At 58.9% G+C, this 21500-nt stretch carries 22 protein-coding genes; 12 read left to right on the plus strand and 10 right to left on the minus strand.

Annotation, left to right across the window (positions count from 1 at the left end; all coding sequences use genetic code 11):
* Positions 1-7: 7 nt before the first annotated feature.
* From RCJ00_RS17945 to purC, 4 genes are all read right to left on the minus strand, one after another.
* Complete coding sequence (locus RCJ00_RS17945) at positions 8-1081, minus strand: alpha/beta fold hydrolase (protein WP_316223673.1); 1074 nt, start codon at positions 1079-1081, stop codon at positions 8-10.
* Between the two features lie 72 nt (positions 1082-1153).
* Positions 1154-1831, minus strand: a complete 678-nt coding sequence (gene purQ / locus RCJ00_RS17950) for a phosphoribosylformylglycinamidine synthase subunit PurQ (protein ID WP_316223674.1) — start codon at positions 1829-1831, stop codon at positions 1154-1156.
* Position 1832: 1 nt separating this feature from the next.
* Positions 1833-2072, minus strand: a complete 240-nt coding sequence (gene purS / locus RCJ00_RS17955) for a phosphoribosylformylglycinamidine synthase subunit PurS (protein WP_023458226.1) — start codon at positions 2070-2072, stop codon at positions 1833-1835.
* Positions 2072-2833 carry a phosphoribosylaminoimidazolesuccinocarboxamide synthase gene (gene purC / locus RCJ00_RS17960; protein WP_023458227.1) on the minus strand — a complete coding sequence of 254 codons (762 nt, stop codon included), beginning with the start codon at positions 2831-2833 and terminating at the stop codon, positions 2072-2074. The genes purS and purC overlap by 1 nt, the downstream gene beginning before the upstream one ends.
* Before the next feature lie 341 nt (positions 2834-3174).
* Between purC and RCJ00_RS17965 the strand changes: the two genes are divergently transcribed.
* From RCJ00_RS17965 to RCJ00_RS17975, 3 genes are read left to right on the plus strand one after another with little or no spacing between them, the layout of a single operon-like run.
* The gene (locus tag RCJ00_RS17965) at positions 3175-3492 is read left to right on the plus strand and encodes a DUF1476 domain-containing protein (RefSeq protein WP_316223675.1); all 318 of its coding nucleotides are present in this window, start codon (positions 3175-3177) and stop codon (positions 3490-3492) included.
* A 30-nt stretch (positions 3493-3522) separates the two neighbouring features.
* Positions 3523-3897 (plus strand): hypothetical protein, encoded by a 375-nt coding sequence (locus RCJ00_RS17970; RefSeq protein WP_316223676.1) that lies wholly within the window; start codon positions 3523-3525, stop codon positions 3895-3897.
* 10 nt (positions 3898-3907) lie between these two features.
* Positions 3908-4099, plus strand: coding sequence for a hypothetical protein (locus RCJ00_RS17975; RefSeq protein WP_316223678.1), 192 nt, complete (start codon positions 3908-3910; stop codon positions 4097-4099).
* A 21-nt stretch (positions 4100-4120) separates the two neighbouring features.
* Here the strand turns inward: RCJ00_RS17975 and RCJ00_RS17980 are convergent, their stop codons facing one another.
* Entirely contained in the window at positions 4121-4801 is a 681-nt protein-coding gene (locus tag RCJ00_RS17980) for a 2OG-Fe(II) oxygenase family protein (RefSeq protein ID WP_316223679.1), read from the minus strand.
* Between the two features lie 4 nt (positions 4802-4805).
* Positions 4806-6107, minus strand: coding sequence for an adenylosuccinate lyase (purB, locus tag RCJ00_RS17985; RefSeq protein ID WP_316223680.1), 1302 nt, complete (start codon positions 6105-6107; stop codon positions 4806-4808).
* Between the two features lie 206 nt (positions 6108-6313).
* Here purB and RCJ00_RS17990 point away from each other — a divergent pair, with 206 nt between their 5' ends.
* From RCJ00_RS17990 to RCJ00_RS18010, 5 genes are all read left to right on the plus strand, one after another.
* On the plus strand, positions 6314-7645 hold the full coding sequence (locus tag RCJ00_RS17990; RefSeq protein WP_316223681.1) for a peptidoglycan-binding domain-containing protein: 1332 nt from the start codon (positions 6314-6316) through the stop codon (positions 7643-7645).
* 106 nt (positions 7646-7751) lie between these two features.
* Positions 7752-10223: a beta-galactosidase GalA gene (gene galA, locus RCJ00_RS17995; protein ID WP_316223683.1), complete on the plus strand. Its 2472-nt coding sequence runs from the start codon at positions 7752-7754 to the stop codon at positions 10221-10223.
* 160 nt (positions 10224-10383) lie between these two features.
* Positions 10384-12672, plus strand: coding sequence for a TonB-dependent receptor (locus tag RCJ00_RS18000; RefSeq protein WP_316223684.1), 2289 nt, complete (start codon positions 10384-10386; stop codon positions 12670-12672).
* Complete coding sequence (locus RCJ00_RS18005; RefSeq protein WP_316223685.1) at positions 12669-13244, plus strand: hypothetical protein; 576 nt, start codon at positions 12669-12671, stop codon at positions 13242-13244. Before RCJ00_RS18000 ends, RCJ00_RS18005 begins: the two co-directional genes overlap by 4 nt.
* A complete protein-coding gene (locus tag RCJ00_RS18010) occupies positions 13241-14734 on the plus strand; it encodes a PepSY-associated TM helix domain-containing protein (protein WP_316223686.1) in 1494 nt (497 codons plus the stop codon). Before RCJ00_RS18005 ends, RCJ00_RS18010 begins: the two co-directional genes overlap by 4 nt.
* Positions 14735-14783: 49 nt before the next feature.
* Here the strand turns inward: RCJ00_RS18010 and RCJ00_RS18015 are convergent, their stop codons facing one another.
* The 3 genes from RCJ00_RS18015 to map all read right to left on the minus strand — a co-directional run bounded on the left by RCJ00_RS18015 (position 14784) and on the right by map (position 16801).
* The gene (locus tag RCJ00_RS18015) at positions 14784-15029 is read right to left on the minus strand and encodes a DUF2798 domain-containing protein (RefSeq protein WP_316223687.1); all 246 of its coding nucleotides are present in this window, start codon (positions 15027-15029) and stop codon (positions 14784-14786) included.
* 220 nt (positions 15030-15249) lie between these two features.
* Positions 15250-15981: a RadC family protein gene (gene radC, locus RCJ00_RS18020; protein WP_316223689.1), complete on the minus strand. Its 732-nt coding sequence runs from the start codon at positions 15979-15981 to the stop codon at positions 15250-15252.
* 1 nt (position 15982) lies between these two features.
* Positions 15983-16801, minus strand: a complete 819-nt coding sequence (gene map / locus RCJ00_RS18025; protein ID WP_316223690.1) for a type I methionyl aminopeptidase — start codon at positions 16799-16801, stop codon at positions 15983-15985.
* Positions 16802-16965: 164 nt separating this feature from the next.
* Between map and RCJ00_RS18030 the strand changes: the two genes are divergently transcribed.
* Together RCJ00_RS18030 and RCJ00_RS18035 are read left to right on the plus strand one after the other, a co-directional pair.
* Entirely contained in the window at positions 16966-17826 is an 861-nt protein-coding gene (locus tag RCJ00_RS18030) for a division plane positioning ATPase MipZ (RefSeq protein ID WP_023458238.1), read from the plus strand.
* Complete coding sequence (locus tag RCJ00_RS18035; RefSeq protein ID WP_316223691.1) at positions 17826-18275, plus strand: J domain-containing protein; 450 nt, start codon at positions 17826-17828, stop codon at positions 18273-18275. Before RCJ00_RS18030 ends, RCJ00_RS18035 begins: the two co-directional genes overlap by 1 nt.
* A 75-nt stretch (positions 18276-18350) precedes the next feature.
* Here the strand turns inward: RCJ00_RS18035 and RCJ00_RS18040 are convergent, their stop codons facing one another.
* The gene (locus RCJ00_RS18040) at positions 18351-19922 is read right to left on the minus strand and encodes a D-alanyl-D-alanine carboxypeptidase (protein WP_316223692.1); all 1572 of its coding nucleotides are present in this window, start codon (positions 19920-19922) and stop codon (positions 18351-18353) included.
* A gap of 444 nt (positions 19923-20366) precedes the next feature.
* On the opposite strand from RCJ00_RS18040, the gene RCJ00_RS18045 reads away from it, so the two are divergent.
* Positions 20367-20804: a phasin family protein gene (locus RCJ00_RS18045; RefSeq protein ID WP_316223693.1), complete on the plus strand. Its 438-nt coding sequence runs from the start codon at positions 20367-20369 to the stop codon at positions 20802-20804.
* A 315-nt stretch (positions 20805-21119) separates the two neighbouring features.
* On the plus strand, positions 21120-21449 hold the full coding sequence (gene clpS / locus RCJ00_RS18050; RefSeq protein ID WP_031238760.1) for an ATP-dependent Clp protease adapter ClpS: 330 nt from the start codon (positions 21120-21122) through the stop codon (positions 21447-21449).
* Positions 21450-21500: the final 51 nt, after the last annotated feature.

Raw genomic sequence — 21500 nt, forward strand, 5'->3', positions numbered from 1 at the left:
CCGCTGCCTATTTGGCGGTGCGTTTCAGCAGGTCGGACAGGTCGTCCTTCCAGAATTTCGCCCAGGTATGGGTGCCGTGTCCGCGCGTGTCGGGCGATGACGGTATCAACCGGGAACGGACCGTTTTCAGGCGTTTGAGCGCCAGATCGGGAATCCCCAGTTCCGGCGGATTTATGAAATCGTCGGCCGAATTTATCCATGTCATGGGGGCGGTGATTTTTTCAAGGTCCGGCCAGGGATTGTAATTCCGCGATGCGTCGAACTGGTAGAGGAAATCGTTCGCATCGCGTGAGGCGATATCCGCCTCGATCCGTGCGCGCCAATAGGTCTCGGCTTTTTCGCGGGTGGGGAAGTTGGTCTGTAGGTATTCCGGTGCGCTGCCGGCGATCAGGGAGAGGCTGGCGGCGGTGCGCAGGCCCTGGACGGGCGGAGTCTTGTAGTTGCCGTTCTGCCAGGCGGGATCGGCACGGATCGCATCCATGGCGCCGATGCGCCACATGCGGTTGCGGCCAGCGATTTCCACCGGTTGGCAGGCCATTGGCATTAGAGCGTCGGCGAAATCCGGATGGGCTTCGGCCCAGACGAAAATATGCATGCACCCCATCGATGTGCCGAATATCAGGCGCAGATGCGTGATGCCCAGCCCGTCTTTTAGCATCAGGCGCTGGGCTTCCACCATGTCGTCATAATCGTATTTGGGAAAGGCCATCTTCAGGCCGTCGCTCGGCTTGGAAGAGCCGCCATGACCGATACTGTCGGGCAGGATAATAAAGTACTTCGCGGTGTCGAGCGGCTGGCCCGCCCCATAAAGCATATCGGCAAAATAGGGGGCCAGGAATTGAGCACCGGATCCGCCGGTGCCGTGCAGGATCATCACGGCGTTGTCGATCCGGCCTTGGGCGTCGCGGTGCGGCGTACCGAGCGTACGGTAATGCATGCGCAAGGCGGGCAAGGTTTCGCCCGAGTGAAAATGGAAGTCCCTGAGGGTGACATCAGCTTCGCTGACGGGTGGGGCGGCTTTTGCCGGACCGATCATGACAGCGCAGAGAACCAGGGTGGCCAGAAGCGTGCGCATCGTCATCGGATCGTCTCCACGTGATAATCGTATACGATTATCACGTGGACCGCGATTGGCAAGCGGCCAGACGGCCTATCAGGCCGTTTGCAGGCTGTTGACGAGGCTTTGGAACAGGGGCGCGCCATCGGCAGACCCAAGCGCATCTTCGAAGGCGCGATCGGGGTGCGGCATCATGCCCAGAACATTGCCCTTGGCATTGACGATGCCGGCGATGTCGTTGACGGACCCGTTGGGGTTTTCAGCGTACCGGAAGACGACCTGATCATTGTCTTCGATTGCCGCGAGGGTGGCGTCATCGGCGAAGAAGTTGCCGTCACCATTGCCTTGCGTCATCCACACGCTCTGGGCGTTGCCGTAGGCCGAGGTGAAGCGCGTATTGCGGTTCTCGATCTTCAGCTCGATCGGCTTGCAGACATATTTCAGACCGGAATTGCGCAGCAGGGCGCCCGGTAGCAGGCCGCTTTCGCACAAGATCTGGAAGCCGTTGCAGATACCAAGCACCGAAACGCCGCGTGCGGCTTCCGCTTTGACGGCCTGCATGATCGGTGACAGCGAGGCCATGGCGCCGCAGCGCAGGTAGTCTCCGTAGGAAAAACCGCCAGGGATGACGATCAGGTCCAGACCGGAGGGCAGGGCCGTTTCTTCGTGCCACACCATATCGACGTGGCCACCGACCGTCGTTTCGACGGCGGTCTTGCAGTCGCGGTCGCAGTTGGAACCGGGAAAAACGAGAACGGCGGCTTTGAATGCCATGTTACGCGACCTCAACCTTGTAGGATTCGATGACCGTGTTGGCGAGCAGCTTTTCGCACATGGCTTTCAACTCGCCCTTCGCGGCTTCGGCATCGGACCCGTCCAGGTCGAATTCGAGCAGCTTGCCAACACGGACGTTCGACACGCCGTCCCAGCCAAGGCCGTGCAGGGCGCCTTCGACGGCCTTGCCCTGGACATCGAGCACGCCGGGTTTCAAATAGACGTGAACCTTTGCCTTCATTACTGCGCTCCCCCTTCGATCACGCGCGGCATATCGCCCATGATGCCGAGACGCTTTGCGACCTCGGTATAGCTTTCGATGACATTGCCCATGTCGCGGCGGAAGCGATCCTTGTCGAGCTTTTCGCCACTGGCGGTATCCCACAGGCGGCAGGAATCGGGGCTGATCTCGTCAGCCAGGATGACGCGCGAGAACTCGCCCTCGAACAGACGGCCATATTCAATCTTGAAATCGACCAGGGTAATGCCGACGGCGGCGAACATGCCGGACAGGAAATCATTGACGCGCAGGGTCATGGCCAGGATGTCGTCGATCTCCTGGGTCTGGGCCCAATTGAAAGCGGTAATGTGCTCTTCGGTAACCAGCGGATCGTTGAGCGCGTCATTTTTGTAATAGAATTCGATGATCGACCGCGGCAGGGCCTGGCCTTCGGGCAGGTCGAAGCGCTTGGCCATCGAGCCAGCAACTACGTTGCGGCAGACGACTTCCAGCGGAATGATCTCGACTTCGCGGATCAATTGTTCGCGCAGGTTCAAGCGCTTGATGAAATGGTTCTGAACGCCGATCTGCGTCAGCTTGGTCATCACGAACTCGCTAATGCGGTTATTGATGACACCCTTGCCTTCCAGTTGCGCCTTCTTCTCGCCGTTGAAGGCGGTGGCATCATCCTTGAAATACTGGACGAGCGTGCCGGGCTCCGGCCCTTCGTACAGAATTTTGGCCTTGCCTTCGTAGATTTTCTTGCGGTTCTTGGTGGTCATTTCACTATGTCCAGGCTTGGAAAAATTTCCAAAAAATGGGTTCAGCCAAAAAGGCCGTGAGATGTGCGGCGCCCGTGGGAAGCATCGGCTGACATCGGCCGCGCAAGGGGTATGGGACCGGGCGCTTTGGCGTTGCATCATAAGAGATGCGCGTTGCCGCCGCAAATAAACAAAAACTTGTGTTCTGTACAGGGCGGGAACGGATGATTTCATCTCTTTTTTGCATCGGCTGCGGCGCGACGGACCCAACCCGCAAGATTTTGGTCGATAACTGTCGGTTACGGTTGCGTCGGGACGAAAGGAGAACTAAAACTTAATAAGCCTGAAAGGTTCTCCGTCACATGCCGCCTGCCAATCCTGATAAACTGTCTGTTGAACAACCGCTTGCCGGTAGCGATGCCTTTGAATTTCAGGCGGCGGCGAACCGGAATCGTATGATGGCGCTCTGGGCAGCGCAAAAGATGGGCCTTGCCGGCAAGTCGTCGGAAAGTTATGCCCAGGCCGTTGTCCGCGCCGATGGTGAGCAACCGTCCGAAGAAGATGTGATTCGCAAGGTTCTGGGCGACCTGACCGCGTCCAACATTACTATTCGTGAATCAGAGGTGCGCACCAAGGCGGCGGAGTTCCTGGCCCAGGCCAGAGAAGCGTTAAAAAGCTAAGCTTTGAAAATTGTAGAACCGAGGCTGGTAATGAAGGAAATAGCGTTCGTTACAGGTTTGGTTCTCATGTTGGCTGGCAGCGCTCAGGCGGCGTGCCCGCAATATATGGACGGACGCGTCATTGCCGATGACGGCACCTATCTGGGCAAGATCGCGGTGCCTCAGGACAAGGACTCGCTATTTAATTCTTATGGCGTCTATGGCAGCAAGTATTCCAAGACGTCGATTTTTAACGCCTACGGGGTTTATGGATCGGCGTCATCGCCGCAATCCGCGTTCAACCCTTATGCGACCAAGCCGCCCGTTATTCAGAAGGACGGCAAGGTCGTAGCGACACTGACTGCCAACAAGAATTTGGATGGCGCCATCAGTGTCGGTAAACTCATATCCACCTGCCGAGGCTAGAGTGCATCCGATGAGAACAATAGACTCCATCCTGAAAGCCGTTTTGGCCGTCGCCGTGATTTCGGCGGTTGCCGGGTGCGCCGCCGTACCGAAGCCGCATTCGCTGGACACCCAGCCGATTGGCGCGCCACCACCGCCACCGCCGCTGGAAACCCAGCCGGTCGATGCCCCGCCGCCGCCGCCGCCCGTCGCGGGGTCTTAAGGCTAATCCCCTTTAGCAGACCTAACCGAAACGACCGGTGATCGAAAAGCGCGGGCCGCCGGCATAGGGGGCGACCGATGCTATGGATCGCGGTTGATCGCCGGCAAACAGCGACAGGTCGTTGAAACGCGGCATGATACCGCCTTCGATATCGCCGGACGGCGAATGGAACAGCATCTGGCCGCCCCAGTCAGACCGCCAGCCTTGCGTGAAATTCCATTCGAAACCCAGGCGCACATGTTGGTCGGTATGTTGAGTAAAGAAATCGCCATTGCGATAACAGACTGCACTGAGACTGATCAGTTCCAGCCCGGACAAGCCGGTCAGCCGTTCGCAGAATGCCGCAAAATCCGCTGACTTTAGCGCGGTGGTGAGCGATTCCAAGGCGATGGTCTCGCTATCCATCAGGTCCAGACCCAGGCGCAGGTAGGACAACCCGTCCTGCGCCCGCTGCGCCGTGTCCTGCAGGCGCGTCTGGATAATATCCGCAGACAGGGTGTTCAATTCGGCAGCGGAGAGGATATCCGGCTTGCCATCGCGGTTGACCAGTTGCAACTCCCACGGGGTTTGCTGCTCCAGGGCATGGTGGACGCCCAGGGCGTCCTCCGCAGCCAGGGCGCCTTCGAGACGAATGCGCCCCTTGCCGGTGAAGCGGCTTTGGTAGCCGTCATAGTCGAAACTGTCAGTCAGCAGGCTGGGCATGGGATCAGCCGAAAACGCGGGTGAAGATCGTATCGACGTGCTTGGTGTGGTAATCCAGATTGAAGAACGGCTCGAGTTGTTCGCGCGTAAAGAACTTGGACACGTCGTCGTCGGCTGCCAGGAAGTCGAGGAAATTGCCTTCGCCGCGCCACACCTTCATGGCGTTGCGCTGCACGGCGGCATAGGAGTCTTCGCGCGACATGCCTTTTTGCGTCATGGCCAGCATGACGCGTTGGCTGTGCACCAGGCCGCCCAGGCGGTTCAGGTTCTTTTCCATGTTGGCCGGATAGATGAGAAGGTTATCAACCACATTGGCCAGGCGTCTCAGGGCGAAGTCGAGGTGGATGGTGGCGTCGGGGGCGATGCCGCGTTCCACTGACGAATGGCTGATATCGCGTTCATGCCACAAGGCGACGTTTTCCATAGCGGGGACGACCGCCGACCGGACGAGACGGGCAAGGCCGGTCAGGTTTTCGGTCAGGACAGGGTTGCGCTTGTGCGGCATGGCCGAAGATCCCTTTTGCCCCGCCGAGAAGAATTCCTCGACTTCCAGCACTTCGGTGCGCTGCAAATGGCGGATTTCGGTGGCCAGACGCTCGATGGAAGACGCCACGACGCCAAGGGCCGCGAAATAGGCGGCATGACGATCGCGTGGGATGACCTGGGTCGAGACCGGCTCCACCGCCAGGCCCATCTTTTCGGCGACATAGGCTTCGACTTCGGGGGACACATTGGCGAATGTGCCGACCGCACCGGAGATGGCGCAAGTCGAGATTTCCTCCCGCGCGGTTTCCAGTCGCTTGCGGGCCCGGCTGAATTCGGCGTAGTAGCCGGCCAGCTTGAGCCCGAAGGTCACCGGCTCGGCGTGGATGCCATGCGAACGGCCGACGGTCGGGGTGAACTTGTGCTCCAGGGCGCGCTTCTTAAGCGCCGCCAGGACCAGATCGACATCTTCGATGAGCAGGTCGGTCGATTTTTGCAGTTGTACAGCAAAGCAGGTGTCCAGCACGTCGGAAGACGTCATGCCCTGGTGAAGGAAGCGCGCTTCCGGCCCGACGATTTCCGAGACATGGGTAAGGAAGGCGATGACGTCATGCTTCACCGTGCGTTCGATCTCGTCGATGCGTTCGGCGTCGAACGGGGCGTCCTTACCCTTGGCCCACAGGATCTCCGCCGCTTCGGCCGGGATGACGCCCAGCTCGGCCATCTTGGTGGCCGCATGGGCTTCGATCTCGAACCAGATCTTGTACTTCATGGCCGCATCCCAGATGGCGGCGGCTTCCTTGCGGGCGTAACGAGAAATCATGGCGGGACCCTGTCTGTAAAAAAGATGCGCTGGGAATGGGAACAGGGCGTTGCAATGTCAAGCCTAAAAGCGTTGCAGGCACGTTCAGGCGTCGGATTAAAATCGGGGTTAATTTACCCTTATTGAGTGTGCAGGCTTGGCGTTAAGGTTTACAAAGAGTTAATTTTGAGTTGCTTTTTAGATTCCTACTCCCGAGGGCCGTTGCTGTGCGCAAGCTTTTCCTGAAATCCGGCGCCGCCGTTATCGTCCTGGCCGGCCTAACTATGGCCGCGCCCGTTTTCGCCACCGCGGATGCTGCTGACTCAGCCAAGCCCGCCGTGCCGCCCGTATCGACGCAGTTCCGCAAGGAGTCGCGCGACGTCGCGGTCAAAACCCTGGATGTCGTCCAGACCGGTGCCGGTGACGAATCGTATGACGGGCAGGCGCAGGGCGATCGTCATGTCGAACAGGTTATAGCCATGACGGCGCAACAGGCGACCGCCCAGCCGATCGCCTGTCCGAAGGGCGATATCAACTCGCCTGAGTGGCAACAGGTGCCGGAGGATTTGCGGCGCAACGCAATTCCGGGCCAGTGTTTTTCACGGCTGATGCGCGCGCCAAAGGTGGAAACCTACCGCGAACACGCCATGGTCCAACCGGAACGCACGGAAACCCGCGTAGTGCCGCCGGTCATCGAAATGGTCGAGGAAACCGTGGTCGTGGAGCCAGAACGCGTCGAACGCCGCGTGGTGCCCGCTGTCACCCACACCGAAATGGTCGAGGAAGTCGTGAGTCCGGCCAGCTATCGCGAAGAGGTGGTGCCGCCGCGCTACGAGAAGCGGACCGAACACGTCATGGTCGATGCGCCGCGGCAGGAATGGGAGCGCCACGACGGCGTCCCGTTGGCGGCGCCTATGGTCACCCCGATAGATCACGCGCCCGTGCGGTATCGCTCTGACGGGACGTTGACCTGGCCCGGTAAAACGCCGCAAAGCGTGCCGGTCGACGACGAAGTGGCCGACTATATGGCCCACGGAGCGCCGCAAGACGTTTGGTCACTTGAGCAGGTGCCGGGTGTCTATCAAAAGCGTACGGCGCGGGTCGAAGTGGCGCCCGAGCAGGTTCGCCGTATCGATATTCCGGCCAGGACTCGCCGCGTCAAGCACACCGTCGTCGATGTTGCCGAACACTATGAAGACGTCGTGATACCGGCGGTGATCGAAAAGCGCCATGTCAAGAAGGTGGTGCGTGAAGGTCGTACGGAAGCCTACACGGTGCCCGCCGTGTACGAAGAGGTCGAACGCCAGCGTGTCGCAGGCCAGCCGGAGTTGGTGTGGCGCGAAGTGATCTGCGGCAAGAACACGTCGACGCAAAAGATAATGGAAGTGCAGCGCGCCCTGGCCGCCCGCGGGTATCAGCCGGGACCGATCGACGGGCATTTGGGCAAGCAGACCGTAGCGGCCATGCAAAAGTTCCAGGCCGACAACGACCTGGCGCAAGGACAGCCATCCGTCGAAGCCGTCAGGTTGCTGGGCGTGCCGTTGGTACCGCTGAAATAGGCGCCAATCATCGCATAAATAATCGTACAAATTGTGCAGGCGGCGCGTTTTGGGGTTCAAAGCGCGCCGTTTCCATGTCTAACTTCCTGAAAACAGGGAGACACACATGAACCGTCGCGAATTGTTTAAAACCATTAGTGCTGCCGCTTTCGTGGCGGGTGTATCCGGGCCGGTATCAAGCCAGGCTTTCGCCCAGCCGGTGCCATCCGTGCCTGACACTCACGCGACGACAGATAGCCCGCGTGAGGTCTTGTCGCTCAATACGGGATGGCGATTCCACATGGGCGACATTGCGATGCCGCTTCTGGTCACCCATGACGACACCTATAATGCCGCCAAGGCGGGTAGGGCGCTCGGCGCCGCCAGCCCCGCATATGACGATGCCGGTTGGGAGCGGATAACCCTGCCGCATGATTTCGCCAGCTTTCAGCCGATCGTGGCGGACGCCAATGTCGATCAGGGATATCGAAAGCGCGGTATCGCCTGGTATCGCAATCACCTGAAATTCACGCCGGCGGACAAGGGGCGGCACATTGAGTTGCAACTCGATGGCATTGCGACCTTTGCCACGATCTGGTTCAACGGGACGCTGGTGGCGCGGAACTGGAGCGGGTACAACTCGACCTATATCGACCTGACGCCCTATGCGACCTATGGCGATGACTGGAACGTTCTTGTCGTGCGGGTGGACGCCGATGCGATGGAAGGTTGGTGGTACGAAGGGGCCGGCATATATCGTGATGCCTGGATCGTGAAACGCGACGCTTTGCATATCGCAACGGATGGCGTGTTCGCCCATCCGGTTCCGTCGCCCGATGGCCCTGCCGATTGGAAGATTCCGGTCGAGGTTACCCTCAACAACGCCGGAAAAACGTTGGGTCAGGTCACCGTGGTCAGCGAGCTTTGGGACGATACAGTGGGATTGTTGGCGCAGGACAAGGTGACGGCGGCGGTATCGCCGCTTGGGCAGGCAGTCGTGCACGTGACCTTGCACCATAACCGTCCGCGCCTATGGAGCCCGGCCGATCCCCAGCTTTACCGGGTCGAAACCTATATTCTTGATGGCGACCGGACACTGGATCGGGTGGCGACGGTCTGTGGGTTCCGCACTGAACGGTTCGACGCGCAAAAGGGCTTTTTCCTCAACGACACTCCGATCAAGCTGAAGGGGGTCTGCCTCCATCAGGATCACGCCGGCGTTGGCACAGCGGTGCCGGACGGCGTGATCGATTTCCGTCTGCGCAAACTGAAGGAATTGGGGTGTAACGCCATCCGGTTTTCGCATAACGCCCAGAACAAGGCATTGATGGACGCCTGCGACCGCCATGGCTTTCTGGTCATGGCGGAAAACCGCAATTTCAATGCGTCACCGGACTACCTGGCACAACTGGAATGGCTGGTCCGGCGCGATCGCAATCACCCCAGCATCATTCTGTGGTCTGTGTTCAACGAGGAGCCGATGCAGGCAACCGAGCAGGGATACGAGATGGTCCGCCGCATGAGCGCGGTGGTGAAGGCGCTCGACACAACACGACCTGTCACGGCGGCAATGAATGGCGGTCTGGATGCACCTTTAAGCGTCGCGCACGCCGTCGATGTCGTCGGCATCAACTATCAGCAGGACAAGTACGACCTGTTCCATACGGCACATCCTGATATTCCGGTCTCGTCGTCGGAAGATACCTCCGCCTTCATGACGCGTGGTGAATATATAACCAATAAAGACAAGCACATCATGGCGTCCTATGATGACGAAGCGGCGCCGTGGGGCGAAACCCACCGGGCGGCATGGAAGGCGGTCGCGGAACGGGAGTACATCGCCGGTCAATTTGTTTGGACGGGCTTTGATTATCACGGCGAACCGACGCCATTCACCTTTCCGTCTAACAGTTCCTATTTCGGCATTATGGACCTGTGCGGGTTCGAAAAGGCCGCCTTTTATATTCACCAGGCGCAATGGATCGATGACACGCCCGTCTTGGCGCTTGTGCCGCACTGGAACTGGACGTCTGGCGATACAGTGCGCGTGATGGCCTGCACCAATCTTGATGAGGTGGAATTGCTTGTGAATGGCAAGTCGGCGGGGCGCCAGGCTGGCAATCGGTTTGACATGAACTATTGGACTGTGCCCTATTCGCCGGGCCATATCGAGGCGCGCGGCTATCGCAAAGGCAAGCGCGTCAAGGCCGTGCGCGTTGAGACGACAGGCCCGGCGACAGCATTAAGGCTAATTGCGGATCGCAAGTCACTGGCTGCGACGGGTATTGACGCTCAGCCCGTCCGCGTTGAGGTCGTGGATGCCAAGGGCCGTCCGGTGCCGCTAGCCCACGACAGGGTAACCTTCGAAATCGATGGCGGTGCGATTATCGGCCTGGGGAATGGTGACCCGACCAGCCTGGAACCCGAAAAGGGCAATATGCGATCGCTGTTTAACGGACTGGCCCAGGTGATTGTCCAGGCGGGCGATAAGGCAGGTACGCTTCGGCTGCGCGCCACGGCACCTGGGCTTAAGGCGGCGGACCTGATCATTCCCGTTACGGCTGCCCGGCCTTTAGCGTCTCAGGTGACAAAAGCCTGACAGGGGCCACCGTGTGTGGCAACGGACCCGGTAAGACCGGACGACTGAAAAGCGCCTAAATCCTGCATGACAGGATTGGATGTTAATTTGCGATTGACTTGCAAAAGCGACACGCTTTATATGCAAGTAATTCGCATTATTAACATCTGGGGCTTTTTCCATGTCTTTCAAGCTACTTTCGACCAGCGCCCTTGCGGGCGTTTTGGCGCTGCTGACCTGCGCGGGTGCGCCGCCCGCAATGGCCGCAGATGAAGGCGCACAAGTGCCGGGTGAGGGCGCGGTCGAAGTGGTTGTCACAGGTCAAAAGGTCAGTCGTTCGCTGCAAAAGACCACTGACTCCGTTGCCGTGACGACAGCTCGTAAAATTCAGGACGAAAACCTGCAAACCGTTTACGACGTCTTTGCCCGCACCGCGAACGTGACAGAAACCTATGGCGGGACCGGCTTCAGCATCCGCGGTATTCGCAATGACAGCATTACCGGCGGTGGCGCAGGCTCGCTCTCGACAATCTATTTCGACGGTGCTGCCCTGCCGGACGGCGCGGTGGCCTCGGCTCCGCTCGACATGTGGGATGTGCGTCAGGTCGAGGTCTATCGCGGTCCACAATCGACCTTGCAAGGCTTGAACGCGCTTGCCGGCGCGGTGATCATCAATTCGGTGGACCCGTCCTCCGAATGGAACTTAAAAGCGCGCATCATGGCGTCCGATTCTGGTGACCGTTCGTTCGCGGTCGCAGGTGGTGGCCCGCTCGTCACAGACAAGCTCGCCTTCCGCATCGCGGCCGAAAGCGCCTACGCCGATGGACTGGTCTATAACCCAACCCGTAAGGAATATGTCGACGAATCCGACACCCTCAATACCCGTGCCAAGCTGTTGTGGACGCCCAACGCAGATTTGAAAGTGGGATTGGCACTAAGCCATATAGAACGTGACGGCGGATATCTCTACACCTATACCCGAACCGACGTGCCGGACTGGTATGACAACCGCACGGACGACTCGAATTCACCCAATGTTGGCAAGAATCGCACCGATATCGCCACCCTAAAAGGCGATTACACCCTGTCCGACCGCTGGACGTTGAGCGCCGTCACGTCATGGAACCACGTCAAGACCTACGGCGCGTATGATGGTGACTACACGGCCGTTAATCGCGCCTATGGCGTCAATCGATATGATGACAAGACCTTTTCGCAGGAATTGCGCTTCAACTATAAGGGCGACCGGCTGAATGGGCTGATCGGCCTTTACCACGTCAAGCGCGACAGTTCTACCGTAACCGCCAGCCTGACCAACGTGGATCTGCCCAAGACGACCCTTGCCAATGCCCTGATCGCTTACGGTCTGCCCTCCGCTACGGCAACGAGCGTCGTGGATATGTATGCAGCGGCCTTTCCAGTGATACCGGTAGATTTCGCGGCGGACACGCCTGAGGCCATCGAGAATGCGGCCATCTTCGCCGACGGCACCTACCAGTTGACGGGTAAACTGTCCCTCATCGGCGGACTGCGCTACGATTACGAAGACTATACCACGGGCACCAGCGCCACCGCCAAGCTCAGCGGCACCTATCCCGATCCTGCCAACTATGGCGCCTATGCCGCGCTTATCACGGCGCTCAATGGCGCCATCAATGCCCAGGTCACGGCCGCCGGTCAGGCGACGCCGGCATCGACGCGCAGCTTCCGCGCCTTCCTGCCGAAGGCTGGCTTGAAATACAGCTTCACCCCCGACATTACCGGCAGCATCACGATCCAGCGCGGGTATCGGGCAGGGGGCTCATCGGTCAATACGGCGCGCTCCTCCGTGGTTGCCTATGATCCGGAATATACCTGGAACTATGAAGCCTCGCTGCGCAGCGCCTGGCTCGGTGGCAGCCTGATCGTAAATGCCAACGCCTACTACATCGACTGGACCGACCAGCAGGTGCTCGTCAATCTCGGCCTCAACGCCTACGACTACCAGACTGAAAACGCCGGCAAGTCGCACCTCTACGGCTTTGAAGTCGAGGCATCGCAACGCTTATCGTCTGCTTTCCAATGGTATGGTTCGTTAGGCTATTCGCGTACGAAGTTCGACGATTTTACGGTCACAGCCGGTACCCTGTTCGCTGACTACACCGGTGCGGAATTCGCCTATGCCCCGCATTATACGCTGGCGCTTGGCGGCACATATCGCTGGCGTAACGGTGTCTTCGCCAATCTCAACGCCAACTATACCTCAGGTGCCTACAGCGGCACCGACGTAGCTGAGCAGGTGAACTATAGCGTGGACGCCAAGACGCTGGTTAACGCCAAGATTGGCTACGAAACCGATCATTGGGGGCTTTATCTCTATGTCAACAACCTGTTCGACGAGCGCTATGTCTCCTATTATCGCGAGAGCTACAATCTCGCTCTTCCGGGCGCGCCGCGGAAATTGGGTCTCAGTCTGGAGACTCGGTGGTGACATTTATAGATCTCCTGCATGGGTCCGTCGTCGAAGCGTTCGCCATGGTGGGCGCCTTGGCCCTTCGTGCGGCCTGGATGAAGGCGGACGCGCGTCGCCCCTGGCTGATATCCGGCGGCTGGCTGAGCTGGCTGGGCGCCGTCATTGTTGGGCAATCCGTTTGGGGGGGTGTGCTTGGCATCGCTATCGCCGTGTCGCTGATCTGCATGACCGGCGTCTTGGTGGTTTTGAGTAATGTCGAGCGCCGCGCCGGCAAAATGCGTGCACCGCGTGCGGCGGCTTTGGAGCCCTCTGATCGCAAGCGGGTCATGTGGCGGGGCTGGTTGCGCGGGTTCTTAGCCGGTCCACTCGCCGGCACCGCCGCGCTTGGGGTTGGGCTGGCGATTGCGGTTTGCCTGCCTGGACCGCCGCAAACGCGAATGGTGATGGGCGGACTGCTCGTGCCATTCCTGTGGGCCGGCGGCATGGCCTGGACCCTTTCCGACAATAAAATCATTCGAGCTGCCTGTGTTCTGGTCGGGGTGGCGGCGGTGTCGCTCGGCGCGACCTTCCTCAAGGGATCTATCGCATGAGTGGACAACCTATATGGCCACGTATCGCGCCGGGGTTCGTCCGCGCTATGCTGGCCGGTCATTCGGCGCTCGGCCTGGCCTTCGCCGCCCTGATCTGGCTTGTCTGTTTTACCGGTTCGGTTGCTGTCTTCACGCAGGAATTTGCCCGGTGGGAACAACCGGTCGCGCCGTTAACCGAGACGGTTACACCTGAAGCAGCCAATATCGCGTTCCAGGCGGGTATGAAGAAGATGCCGTGGGCCGAAAATGTCTATGTCGGTCTGCCGACCAAGGCGCTGCCGCGTTTGACCGTCGAGGCGTCGACGCACGCACCGGATGAGCGCGAGGCGCTTTGGCTGGCCGACTCCAAGGGAAACCTGTTGCAGCAGGCCCATGACCGATGGTCGGAATTTCAGGGGCGTCTGCATTTTGAGCTGCACCTTCCCCGGCCTTGGGGCGGCTATTTGATCGGTTTGGTGGGCGTTGCCCTGTTGAGTTCAATTATCTCGGGGGTGCTTTCGCACCCGCGGGCCTTCAAGGATGCGTTCTCCCTGCGTCTGGGCGGTGCCAAGCGTTTGCAGGAAGCGGATCTGCATAATCGCATCGGTATGTGGGGACTTCCGTTCTACCTTGTTGTCTCGCTCACCGGCGCGTTTCTTGGCCTCACGGCCCTCATCGTTGGTGTACTGGCGCTCGCCGTCTTCAAGGGCGACGTCAAGCAGGCCTATGCGCTTTTCCTGGGGCCAACGCCGATCGACAATCCGGCCGCGTCGCCGCCGCCCGACCTTACCACACTGTTCGCCTACGTGAAGCGCGACGCGCCCAAGGCGCATGTCGACTATGTTGTCGTTGAGCACCCGTTCGAAAAAGGCGCGCGCATTGTCCTCAGCGCGTCGAGCCCGGGCAAGATATCGCGCGGCGAAAGCTATGTTTTCGGTTCGGATGGTAGATCCCTGGGGGTGCTCGGTTACGAAAAGGGCACGCTGGGCCAGAAAATCCTTTCCGGTGTGGCGCCAATCCATTTCGGCTGGTTCGGCGGCCCGGTGGTCAAATGCATCTACGCCATTCTGGGCATGGGATTGGCCAGCATCACCTCATCCGGCGTTGCAATCTGGATGGCGCGGCGCCGTGACAAGGGCAAGCCCGCCGAGATATGGGAGCGTCTGTGGGCGGCCTTCATCTGGAGCCAACCGATCGCCTATGCCGTAACGGCAGGTACAGCGCTTCTGGCGCCGCCCGACGCCGCCGACAAACTGCTTTTGTACGTATGGGGAGGGACGACCTTTGCGGCTGTTCTGTTGCCGGCCGTCATGGGGGCGAAGCTGATTTCGACGATTCTGCGCACCTTAGGCGGTATTGCACTTCTGGTCCTGGTCGGCGTGCATATGTGGCGGTTTGGCCTTGTGCCTGCCGATCCGGTCGCTTTGGCGGTCAATGGCTTCGTGGTGCTCACCGCTATTGGCCTGATATTGAGCACTATTTGGCGTCCCCATTTGAAGCCTCAGCTATAAAGAGAACGGCGGCTCACCTTCGTGGATGAGGCGCCGTCCTCGATCGCGTCTACGCTTGTGAAGGGGCGACGATCATGGCGACTACGCGTCTGACCAAGGGCAGGGCCAGCAGCAGCGTCGGAAAGGCGATGACCCATGACATGCCCCATGCGGACATCCAGTGGGCAGCAAAATTGTCTGCGAATCCTATATTTTTAAAGGTGGAAATAGCTGACACGACAAAGGTCATCATGACCGACAGCAACAAGGGCATGACAAGGGTGGCGTATTTGGCAGGGAGTTTCGTAAGCTTCATCTATATCTCACTTGATAAGATGGGATCGTCTTTTGCTAAACATGCACCGCTCCAGCCGTTTGTGGCCAAAGTAACCCGGATCAAGACGATCCCAAGGTTAAGGTGCGTTGCCTGACGTTAGACGCTTACGATCGTATATAATTACGATGTAACGCAATTATCATGAGCTGAACACTTTGGCCATATCCTGCGCGAAAATATTGCCATGGGCATCAAAACGCTAGAACGCGCCGATCTGCTTCAGGCTGGTCACGCCTTCGCGGCCGACGATCAGGTGATCATGTATGGTGATCTTGAGCGGTTTGCCCGCGGCCACGATCAGCTTCGTCATATCAATATCACCCTGGGACGGCATTGGATCGCCGGAAGGATGATTGTGGACTAAGATCACGTTGCTTGACGACAATTCCAGCGCACGCCGCATGATTTCGCGTGGATAGGCCGGCGCGTGATCGACCGTGCCGTGTCCCATGATTTCGTCGGCGATCAACTGGTTCTTCTTGTCGAGGAACAGAATGCGGAACTGCTCACGCGGTTCGTGCGCCAGGGTCACCTTCAGGTAGGCGATGAGGGCTGACCAGCTTGAGATCACGGTTGAGCGCTTCAGGGGCTCGGCGATCATGCGCCGGGTCGCCTCGAACATCAGCGCCAGGTCGAGCGCGATATCCGGCGTCATTTTCAACGCCTTACCCTTATTGTCGAGCGCGGAGACCTGCAACATGTCCTCCAGCGGGGCGGACAGGACGGCGGGCAGCGCGCCGAAACGCGCGATCAGCGCCTTGGCCAGGGGCTTCACATCGCGTTGCGGAATGGAACGGAACAGAAAGAGTTCCAGCAATTCGTAGTCGGGCAGGGCGGAGACGCCACCGGCCCGCGCGCGCTGGCGCAGGCGATTGCGATGACCGCCGTGATCGGGCAGGGTCACATCGCCGCCATCCCCTCCGTCGGACATATCAGGCCAGGACGGGATGCGGACGGAATTGGTCGGTCGGTGAGGCAGTGAACAGTTCCACGCCGTCATCCGTGACGCCGCAACTGTGTTCGCATTGCGCCGTCAGGGTCTTGTCGCGCGTCACGGCTGTCCAGCCGTCGCTGAGCACCTTCACGTCGGGCTTGCCGAGGTTGATCATCGGCTCGACCGTGAAGAACATGCCCTTTTTCAATACCGGACCGGTGCCGGCCTTGCCGAAGTGCAGAACATTGGGATTGTCGTGGAATACGCGCCCCAGTCCGTGGCCGCAGAAATCCCGGACGACCGAACAGCGCTGGGCCTCGGCATATTTCTGAATCGCGTGCGCGATGTCGCCAAACGTATTACCGGGCTTGATCTGGGCCAGGCCGAGACGCATGGCTTCATAGGTGACATCGATCAGCCGCTTGGCCTTAGGGGCGACGTCACCGACTTCGTACATGCGCGAATGGTCGCCGTGCCAGCCGTCAATAATGCAGGTGACGTCGATATTGGCGATATCGCCTTCGCGCAGCGGTTTGTCGGATGGGATGCCGTGGCAAACCACATGATTTGGCGAAATGCAGACCGTATTCTGGTAGCCCCGATAGAACAGGCAGGCTGGTAGCCCGCCATTGTCCAGGATGAATTCGCGCGCCAGATCATCGAGATAGGAGGTCTTCACACCGGGCACGACATAGGGGATCAGCATGTCGAGGCATTCGGCGGCCACCCGGCCGGCCTTGCGCATACCTGCGAAATCCTCATCGCAGTGGATGCGGATGGTGTCGGAGCGGAGCATGAAGTCTGAATCTGTTGTCATGGGCGCAATATAATCCGGTCGATGCCGCAAATCCAGTGGGCAGCGGGCTTAAGTTACCCACGCCAAATTTTAACACTTCGTTAACGGGCTCTGGCGGTGCGTCGCGGAAGCGCCTAAATGAGGAAGTCCCCGCGAGTCAGTTTGCGCAGGGACGGGAGTGGACTATGTCTAAAGAGCGTTCGGACGCGCGTATTCTGGTTTTCGGCAACGAAAAAGGCGGGGCGGGGAAATCGACCGTTGCCATGCACGTCGCCGTGCATCTGCTCCATCTCGGTAAGCGGGTCGCCTTTATAGATCTCGATCTGCGCCAGCGCTCGCTGGCCCGTTTCTTTTCCAACCGCGCCAAATGGGCAGCGGCGAATGAAAAGGTGCTGCCGCAGGCGTTTGAACCGCATCTGCACGACAAGCCCGCTCAGTTGTTGAGCTTGCCCGATGCCGAGGCGCGCGCCATTTTCGACCGCGCGCTGGATGAGGCCATCGAGCAGGCGGACTATATTATCGTCGATACACCGGGCGGTGATCACGTCCTGTCGCGTCGCGCCCATGCCGTAGCGCACCAGATCATCACCCCGATGAATGATAGTTTTATCGATTTCGACCTGCTGGGCGAAGTCGATCCCGTCACTCTGGAGGTCAAGCGGCCGTCCATCTATGCCGAAACCGTCTGGAATTCGCGTAAGACGCGGGCCACCTGGGATGGCAAGTCGATTGATTGGATCGTGCTGCGCAATCGTCTGGCGGCCAATGAAGCACGCAATCGCAAGCGTGTCGACGAACGCGTGGCGGCCCTGGGCAAGCGGGTCGGTTTTCGCGTCCTGGCCGGCCTGCGCGACCGGGTCATCTATCGCGAATTGTTTCCATTCGGCCTGACGGTCGCGGATCTGTCCGGTGATATCCGCCCCGTGGCCGTATCTCTATCGCACATCGCGGCACGGACAGAACTTAGGTCGCTGATGGCGTCGCTCGGGCTCGAAGCGGGCGATGAGATTCCCGCCGCCGAGGAATACGAGGGCGCGGACGTCTGATGATCTGGGTTCTGGGGGCATTGGCCGTATTTTTCCTGCTGGTCTATGTCGGCCGGAACGCTCGCCCCGGTCCGTGGATTCGCCAGTTCCGAGCCGTGCGCAGCCTTATCAGCATGGCCCTGTTGATGCTGGCTGTGACCCTGTTTCTCAGGGGGCAGATAGGGCTGGGATTTGGCGCCCTGTTGGGCGCCTTCGTCATGGGCGGCAGTGTGCGATATCAAACCTATTTCCGCCGCGAAGCCGGCCCACCGCCATCGGCCGCTGTCTATTCCAGCGAGGAGATCAAGGCGTACCAGACCCTGGGGCTCAGCATTGGCGCCGATCGCAAGGCGGTGAAGGAGGCGTGGAAGCGCCTGATGAAGACGGCGCATCCGGACCAGGGTGGTGACGTCAATCGCGCCAGCGCGGTCAACGCGGCGCGGGACGTGTTGCTTAAACGGCGTCGCTGACAGTCGGCTTATAACAAAAAAGCCTGGCGACAACGCCAGGCTTTCTCTTAATCATTCACATTATGCGCCAGACGGCTATGCATCGGGCTTGATAACCATGCAGTCGAGATGCTTGGCCGAAATGCTCTTGCATGCGGCGGAGGCTTCTTCCTTGGTCAAGGTCGCGAACCGTGTGCGATACCAACCATTTTCATTCTTGCTGATTTGTGAGGTGCCGTTGGACAGGTGTTCACCGAAGCGCGACTGCATCTTCTTGACCCAATCGGACGCCAAGGACTTATCCTTGAACGCGCCGACCTGGATGGAATAGACCGCTTTCGGGTTCTTCTTGCCCTTTTTCCCCTTGGTGGGCTTTTCATCATCAGCATCGGCCACGGCGGTAGCCTTCTTGCCCTTGGCTGCCTTGGCTTCTGACTTTGTTTCCGATTTAGTCGCCACCTCTGCGGCTGCGGCCTTGGCGGTTACCTTGGGCGCGGGCTTCAAAGCCGCGACGGTGGGGGTGGAATTGAGGGTCTGGACAACAGCCGGCGCACGGACTGTCGAACTGGCGCGACGGACATCGACATCCGTAGCATTAGCCTGTTCGCTGCCTTCAAGGGTCTCACGCAATTGCGCGTCGGTCAGGGGAGTGTTCTGGGCTCCACTCACCGGCTGGCCGTTGTCTGCCAGGATCGTGTAGGGCTGGGGCGTGTCTGGCAGCTTGGCCTCGGCGTCCATGGCGCGGCTGAATTCGTTCTGGGCCACTGTGATGACTTCGCCGCGATTACGGCGGCTGATTACGTCGAAACCGGTGTTCATCAGGGCGGTGACGTGCTCGCGGCGCTGGGTCTTGTTGGAGCCGCCCAGCATAACGGCGATCAGGCGGTGGCCGTTTTGCACACCGGACGCGACCAGATTATAGCCTGCGGCATTGGTGAAGCCGGTCTTCATACCGTCGACACCGTCCATGCCGCGCAACGGATTGTGGTTGACGTAGGTCCGGCCACGGAATTCCTGCGAAGGCAGGTTGAAATAGCTGTAATATTGCGGGTAGTCGCGCATTACGGCGCGGGCCAGAATGGCCAGGTCGCGAGCGGACGACAACTGGCGTGCATCGGGAAGGCCGTTGGCGTTGACGAACCGCGTCTGGGTCATGCCCAGATCCTGGGCGCGAATGGTCATCATGGCGGCAAAGCGTTCTTCCGAACCGCCCACCTTTTCTGCCAGGGCGACAGCCAGATCATTTGCCGAATAGAGGGCAACCAGACGCATCGCGGTATCGACATCGATGGTGTCGCCGGCCTTCAGATATACCTTGACCGGCGCCTGGCTGGCGGCGCGCGCCGAAATGGTGATCTGGTCTGTTGGCTTCAGGGTGCCCTGAGCCAAGGCGTCAAACACCATATACAGTGTCATTATCTTGGTGAGCGAAGCCGGATACCGGGCTGAGTCGGCGCGGCGGGCGTAAAAAACTTCGCCCGACTGGGCATCGACAACGATGGCGGCGTATTTGGTGTTGTCGGTCAGGTCCTGAGCATTTGCGTAGCTTACCGGCGCCAAAATCGTAAGAGCGCCGGCGATCATCAAGAAAAAGGAACGCGCGCCCTTTGCCTTGGTCAATTCTTGACCGGATTGAATCTGGGTAAACATCCGCCCGATTTTACGCATCAAAGCTGTCCTCAACTCGTTACAAAAACGCGATTGCACACATTATGATTTTCCGCCGGGGCTCAGAAAATAAGAAAACAATGTGTTCTTATTGTGAGCTGTATCATCATAACGCGCTATGTTCAGTCTGTCGTGCGGTTTCCTTAATCAACCCTTAAGCTCACCGCTTCGTGACCGGAAACCATTTCGGACCTGTGTCGCTCAATTTAGATCCAGTTCAGGCTCATTCGGCCCCGCCCACCACATCAGACAACCAGTAAGCATCTGAATACGCCAAGAATCTCTCATATATGGGGAATTTGTCTCTTCACGATCACGTTAGCTTTTGTGCAGCGCAACATAAAGCTTGACCTCATGCTGCAGTTGCGTTATACATATCGTTAATCGGGCTCCGGCGTAACTACGGCGCGCGGTGCTCAAGCTCACATGAAAAAGGAGTTACCCATGTCGGAAGCTGCTGAAGCCATCAAGTCAAACTTTGACAAATATACCACCGCCGGCAACCAAGCCTTCAAGGACGGTGTTGAAAAGACCCTCGGCGCGCTGAACGAAGTCAACGGCCTTGCCAAGGGCAATGTCGAAGCCGTCGTCGAATCGCTGACCGCCGCCACCAAGGGCGCGGAAACGGTTGGCGCCCAAGCCATCGCCTTCTCCAAGAAGAACTGGGAAGAAGCTGTCGCGGCTGCCAAGACCCTGTCTGGCGCCAAGTCTGTCCAGGAAGTCATCGAGCTGCAATCGAAGTACGCTAAGTCTTCGATGGAAGCTTATGTCTCGGAAATGAACCTGCTGACCGAAACCCTTTCAGCTTCGTTCAAGGACACCTTCAAGCCGATCAACGCGCGCATGACTGCCGCCGTTGAAAAGTTCCAGTCCTACCGCTAAACCCCGACGTCGGTTAACGCCGACGCTGCGGCCAAATTTGAAGCCCCGTGTCCGTCCGGACATGGGGCTTTTATTTTTTACGCCGCCTCCCATATGGACGGTGTCACCGTGTCCATCACAAATTGATATCACAGCCTTAAAACTGTGATCGTTTCTGGGCACCTTTGTGGGCACGTTCGTGCATTTACCCCTTAACACCCGGTCCTTTTGGTCTATCTTGTAATGAAGCGACTCCTGCATATCTATTAGTGCGGAGGTCTAACCTGACAGGACCCGAGACGTTTTGAGATGAAGTTGGTTTTAGAAGATACACTGATGGCCGCTGAAAAAGGCATGACCACGCGCCCCGGTCAGTCGACCGGCTTACTGGTTGATACCAAGCCCAAGGCGCAAAAGCCGTCCCTGTATCGGGTTCTCATTCTGAATGACGATTACACGCCGATGGAATTCGTCGTCTATGTTTTGGAACGGTTTTTCAACAAGTCGCGTGAGGAAGCCACGTTGATCATGTTGCATGTGCACCAAACGGGGGTGGGGGTATGCGGGGTCTATACCTATGAGGTCGCGGAAACGAAGGTGGCTCAGGTCGTTGACATGGCCCGCCGTCATCAGCATCCGCTGCAATGCACGATGGAGAAGGACTGATCCAGGCGACACTGATTTCGGTATAACCTAGGGTATGGGCAATATCCGCCT

This window comes from Asticcacaulis aquihabitans (genome assembly GCF_032490435.1).
GTDB lineage: Bacteria > Pseudomonadota > Alphaproteobacteria > Caulobacterales > Caulobacteraceae > Asticcacaulis.

Excerpts from the sequence above, each read along its gene's own strand:
- purB (WP_316223680.1), bottom strand. The coding sequence starts at position 6,107 with ATGATTTCTCGTTACGCCCGCAAGGAAGCCGCCGCCATCTGGGATGCG.
- galA (WP_316223683.1), top strand. The coding sequence starts at position 7,752 with ATGAACCGTCGCGAATTGTTTAAAACCATTAGTGCTGCCGCTTTCGTG.
- RCJ00_RS17965 (WP_316223675.1), top strand. The coding sequence starts at position 3,175 with ATGCCGCCTGCCAATCCTGATAAACTGTCTGTTGAACAACCGCTTGCC.
- RCJ00_RS18045 (WP_316223693.1), top strand. The coding sequence starts at position 20,367 with ATGTCGGAAGCTGCTGAAGCCATCAAGTCAAACTTTGACAAATATACC.
- purC (WP_023458227.1), bottom strand. The coding sequence starts at position 2,833 with ATGACCACCAAGAACCGCAAGAAAATCTACGAAGGCAAGGCCAAAATT.
- radC (WP_316223689.1), bottom strand. The coding sequence starts at position 15,981 with ATGTCCGACGGAGGGGATGGCGGCGATGTGACCCTGCCCGATCACGGC.
- clpS (WP_031238760.1), top strand. The coding sequence starts at position 21,120 with ATGGCCGCTGAAAAAGGCATGACCACGCGCCCCGGTCAGTCGACCGGC.
- RCJ00_RS17980 (WP_316223679.1), bottom strand. The coding sequence starts at position 4,801 with ATGCCCAGCCTGCTGACTGACAGTTTCGACTATGACGGCTACCAAAGC.
- RCJ00_RS18015 (WP_316223687.1), bottom strand. The coding sequence starts at position 15,029 with ATGAAGCTTACGAAACTCCCTGCCAAATACGCCACCCTTGTCATGCCC.
- RCJ00_RS17975 (WP_316223678.1), top strand. The coding sequence starts at position 3,908 with ATGAGAACAATAGACTCCATCCTGAAAGCCGTTTTGGCCGTCGCCGTG.
- map (WP_316223690.1), bottom strand. The coding sequence starts at position 16,801 with ATGACAACAGATTCAGACTTCATGCTCCGCTCCGACACCATCCGCATC.
- RCJ00_RS18030 (WP_023458238.1), top strand. The coding sequence starts at position 16,966 with ATGTCTAAAGAGCGTTCGGACGCGCGTATTCTGGTTTTCGGCAACGAA.
- RCJ00_RS17945 (WP_316223673.1), bottom strand. The coding sequence starts at position 1,081 with ATGACGATGCGCACGCTTCTGGCCACCCTGGTTCTCTGCGCTGTCATG.
- RCJ00_RS18010 (WP_316223686.1), top strand. The coding sequence starts at position 13,241 with ATGAGTGGACAACCTATATGGCCACGTATCGCGCCGGGGTTCGTCCGC.
- RCJ00_RS18040 (WP_316223692.1), bottom strand. The coding sequence starts at position 19,922 with ATGCGTAAAATCGGGCGGATGTTTACCCAGATTCAATCCGGTCAAGAA.
- RCJ00_RS18035 (WP_316223691.1), top strand. The coding sequence starts at position 17,826 with ATGATCTGGGTTCTGGGGGCATTGGCCGTATTTTTCCTGCTGGTCTAT.
- RCJ00_RS18000 (WP_316223684.1), top strand. The coding sequence starts at position 10,384 with ATGTCTTTCAAGCTACTTTCGACCAGCGCCCTTGCGGGCGTTTTGGCG.
- purQ (WP_316223674.1), bottom strand. The coding sequence starts at position 1,831 with ATGGCATTCAAAGCCGCCGTTCTCGTTTTTCCCGGTTCCAACTGCGAC.
- RCJ00_RS17970 (WP_316223676.1), top strand. The coding sequence starts at position 3,523 with ATGAAGGAAATAGCGTTCGTTACAGGTTTGGTTCTCATGTTGGCTGGC.
- purS (WP_023458226.1), bottom strand. The coding sequence starts at position 2,072 with ATGAAGGCAAAGGTTCACGTCTATTTGAAACCCGGCGTGCTCGATGTC.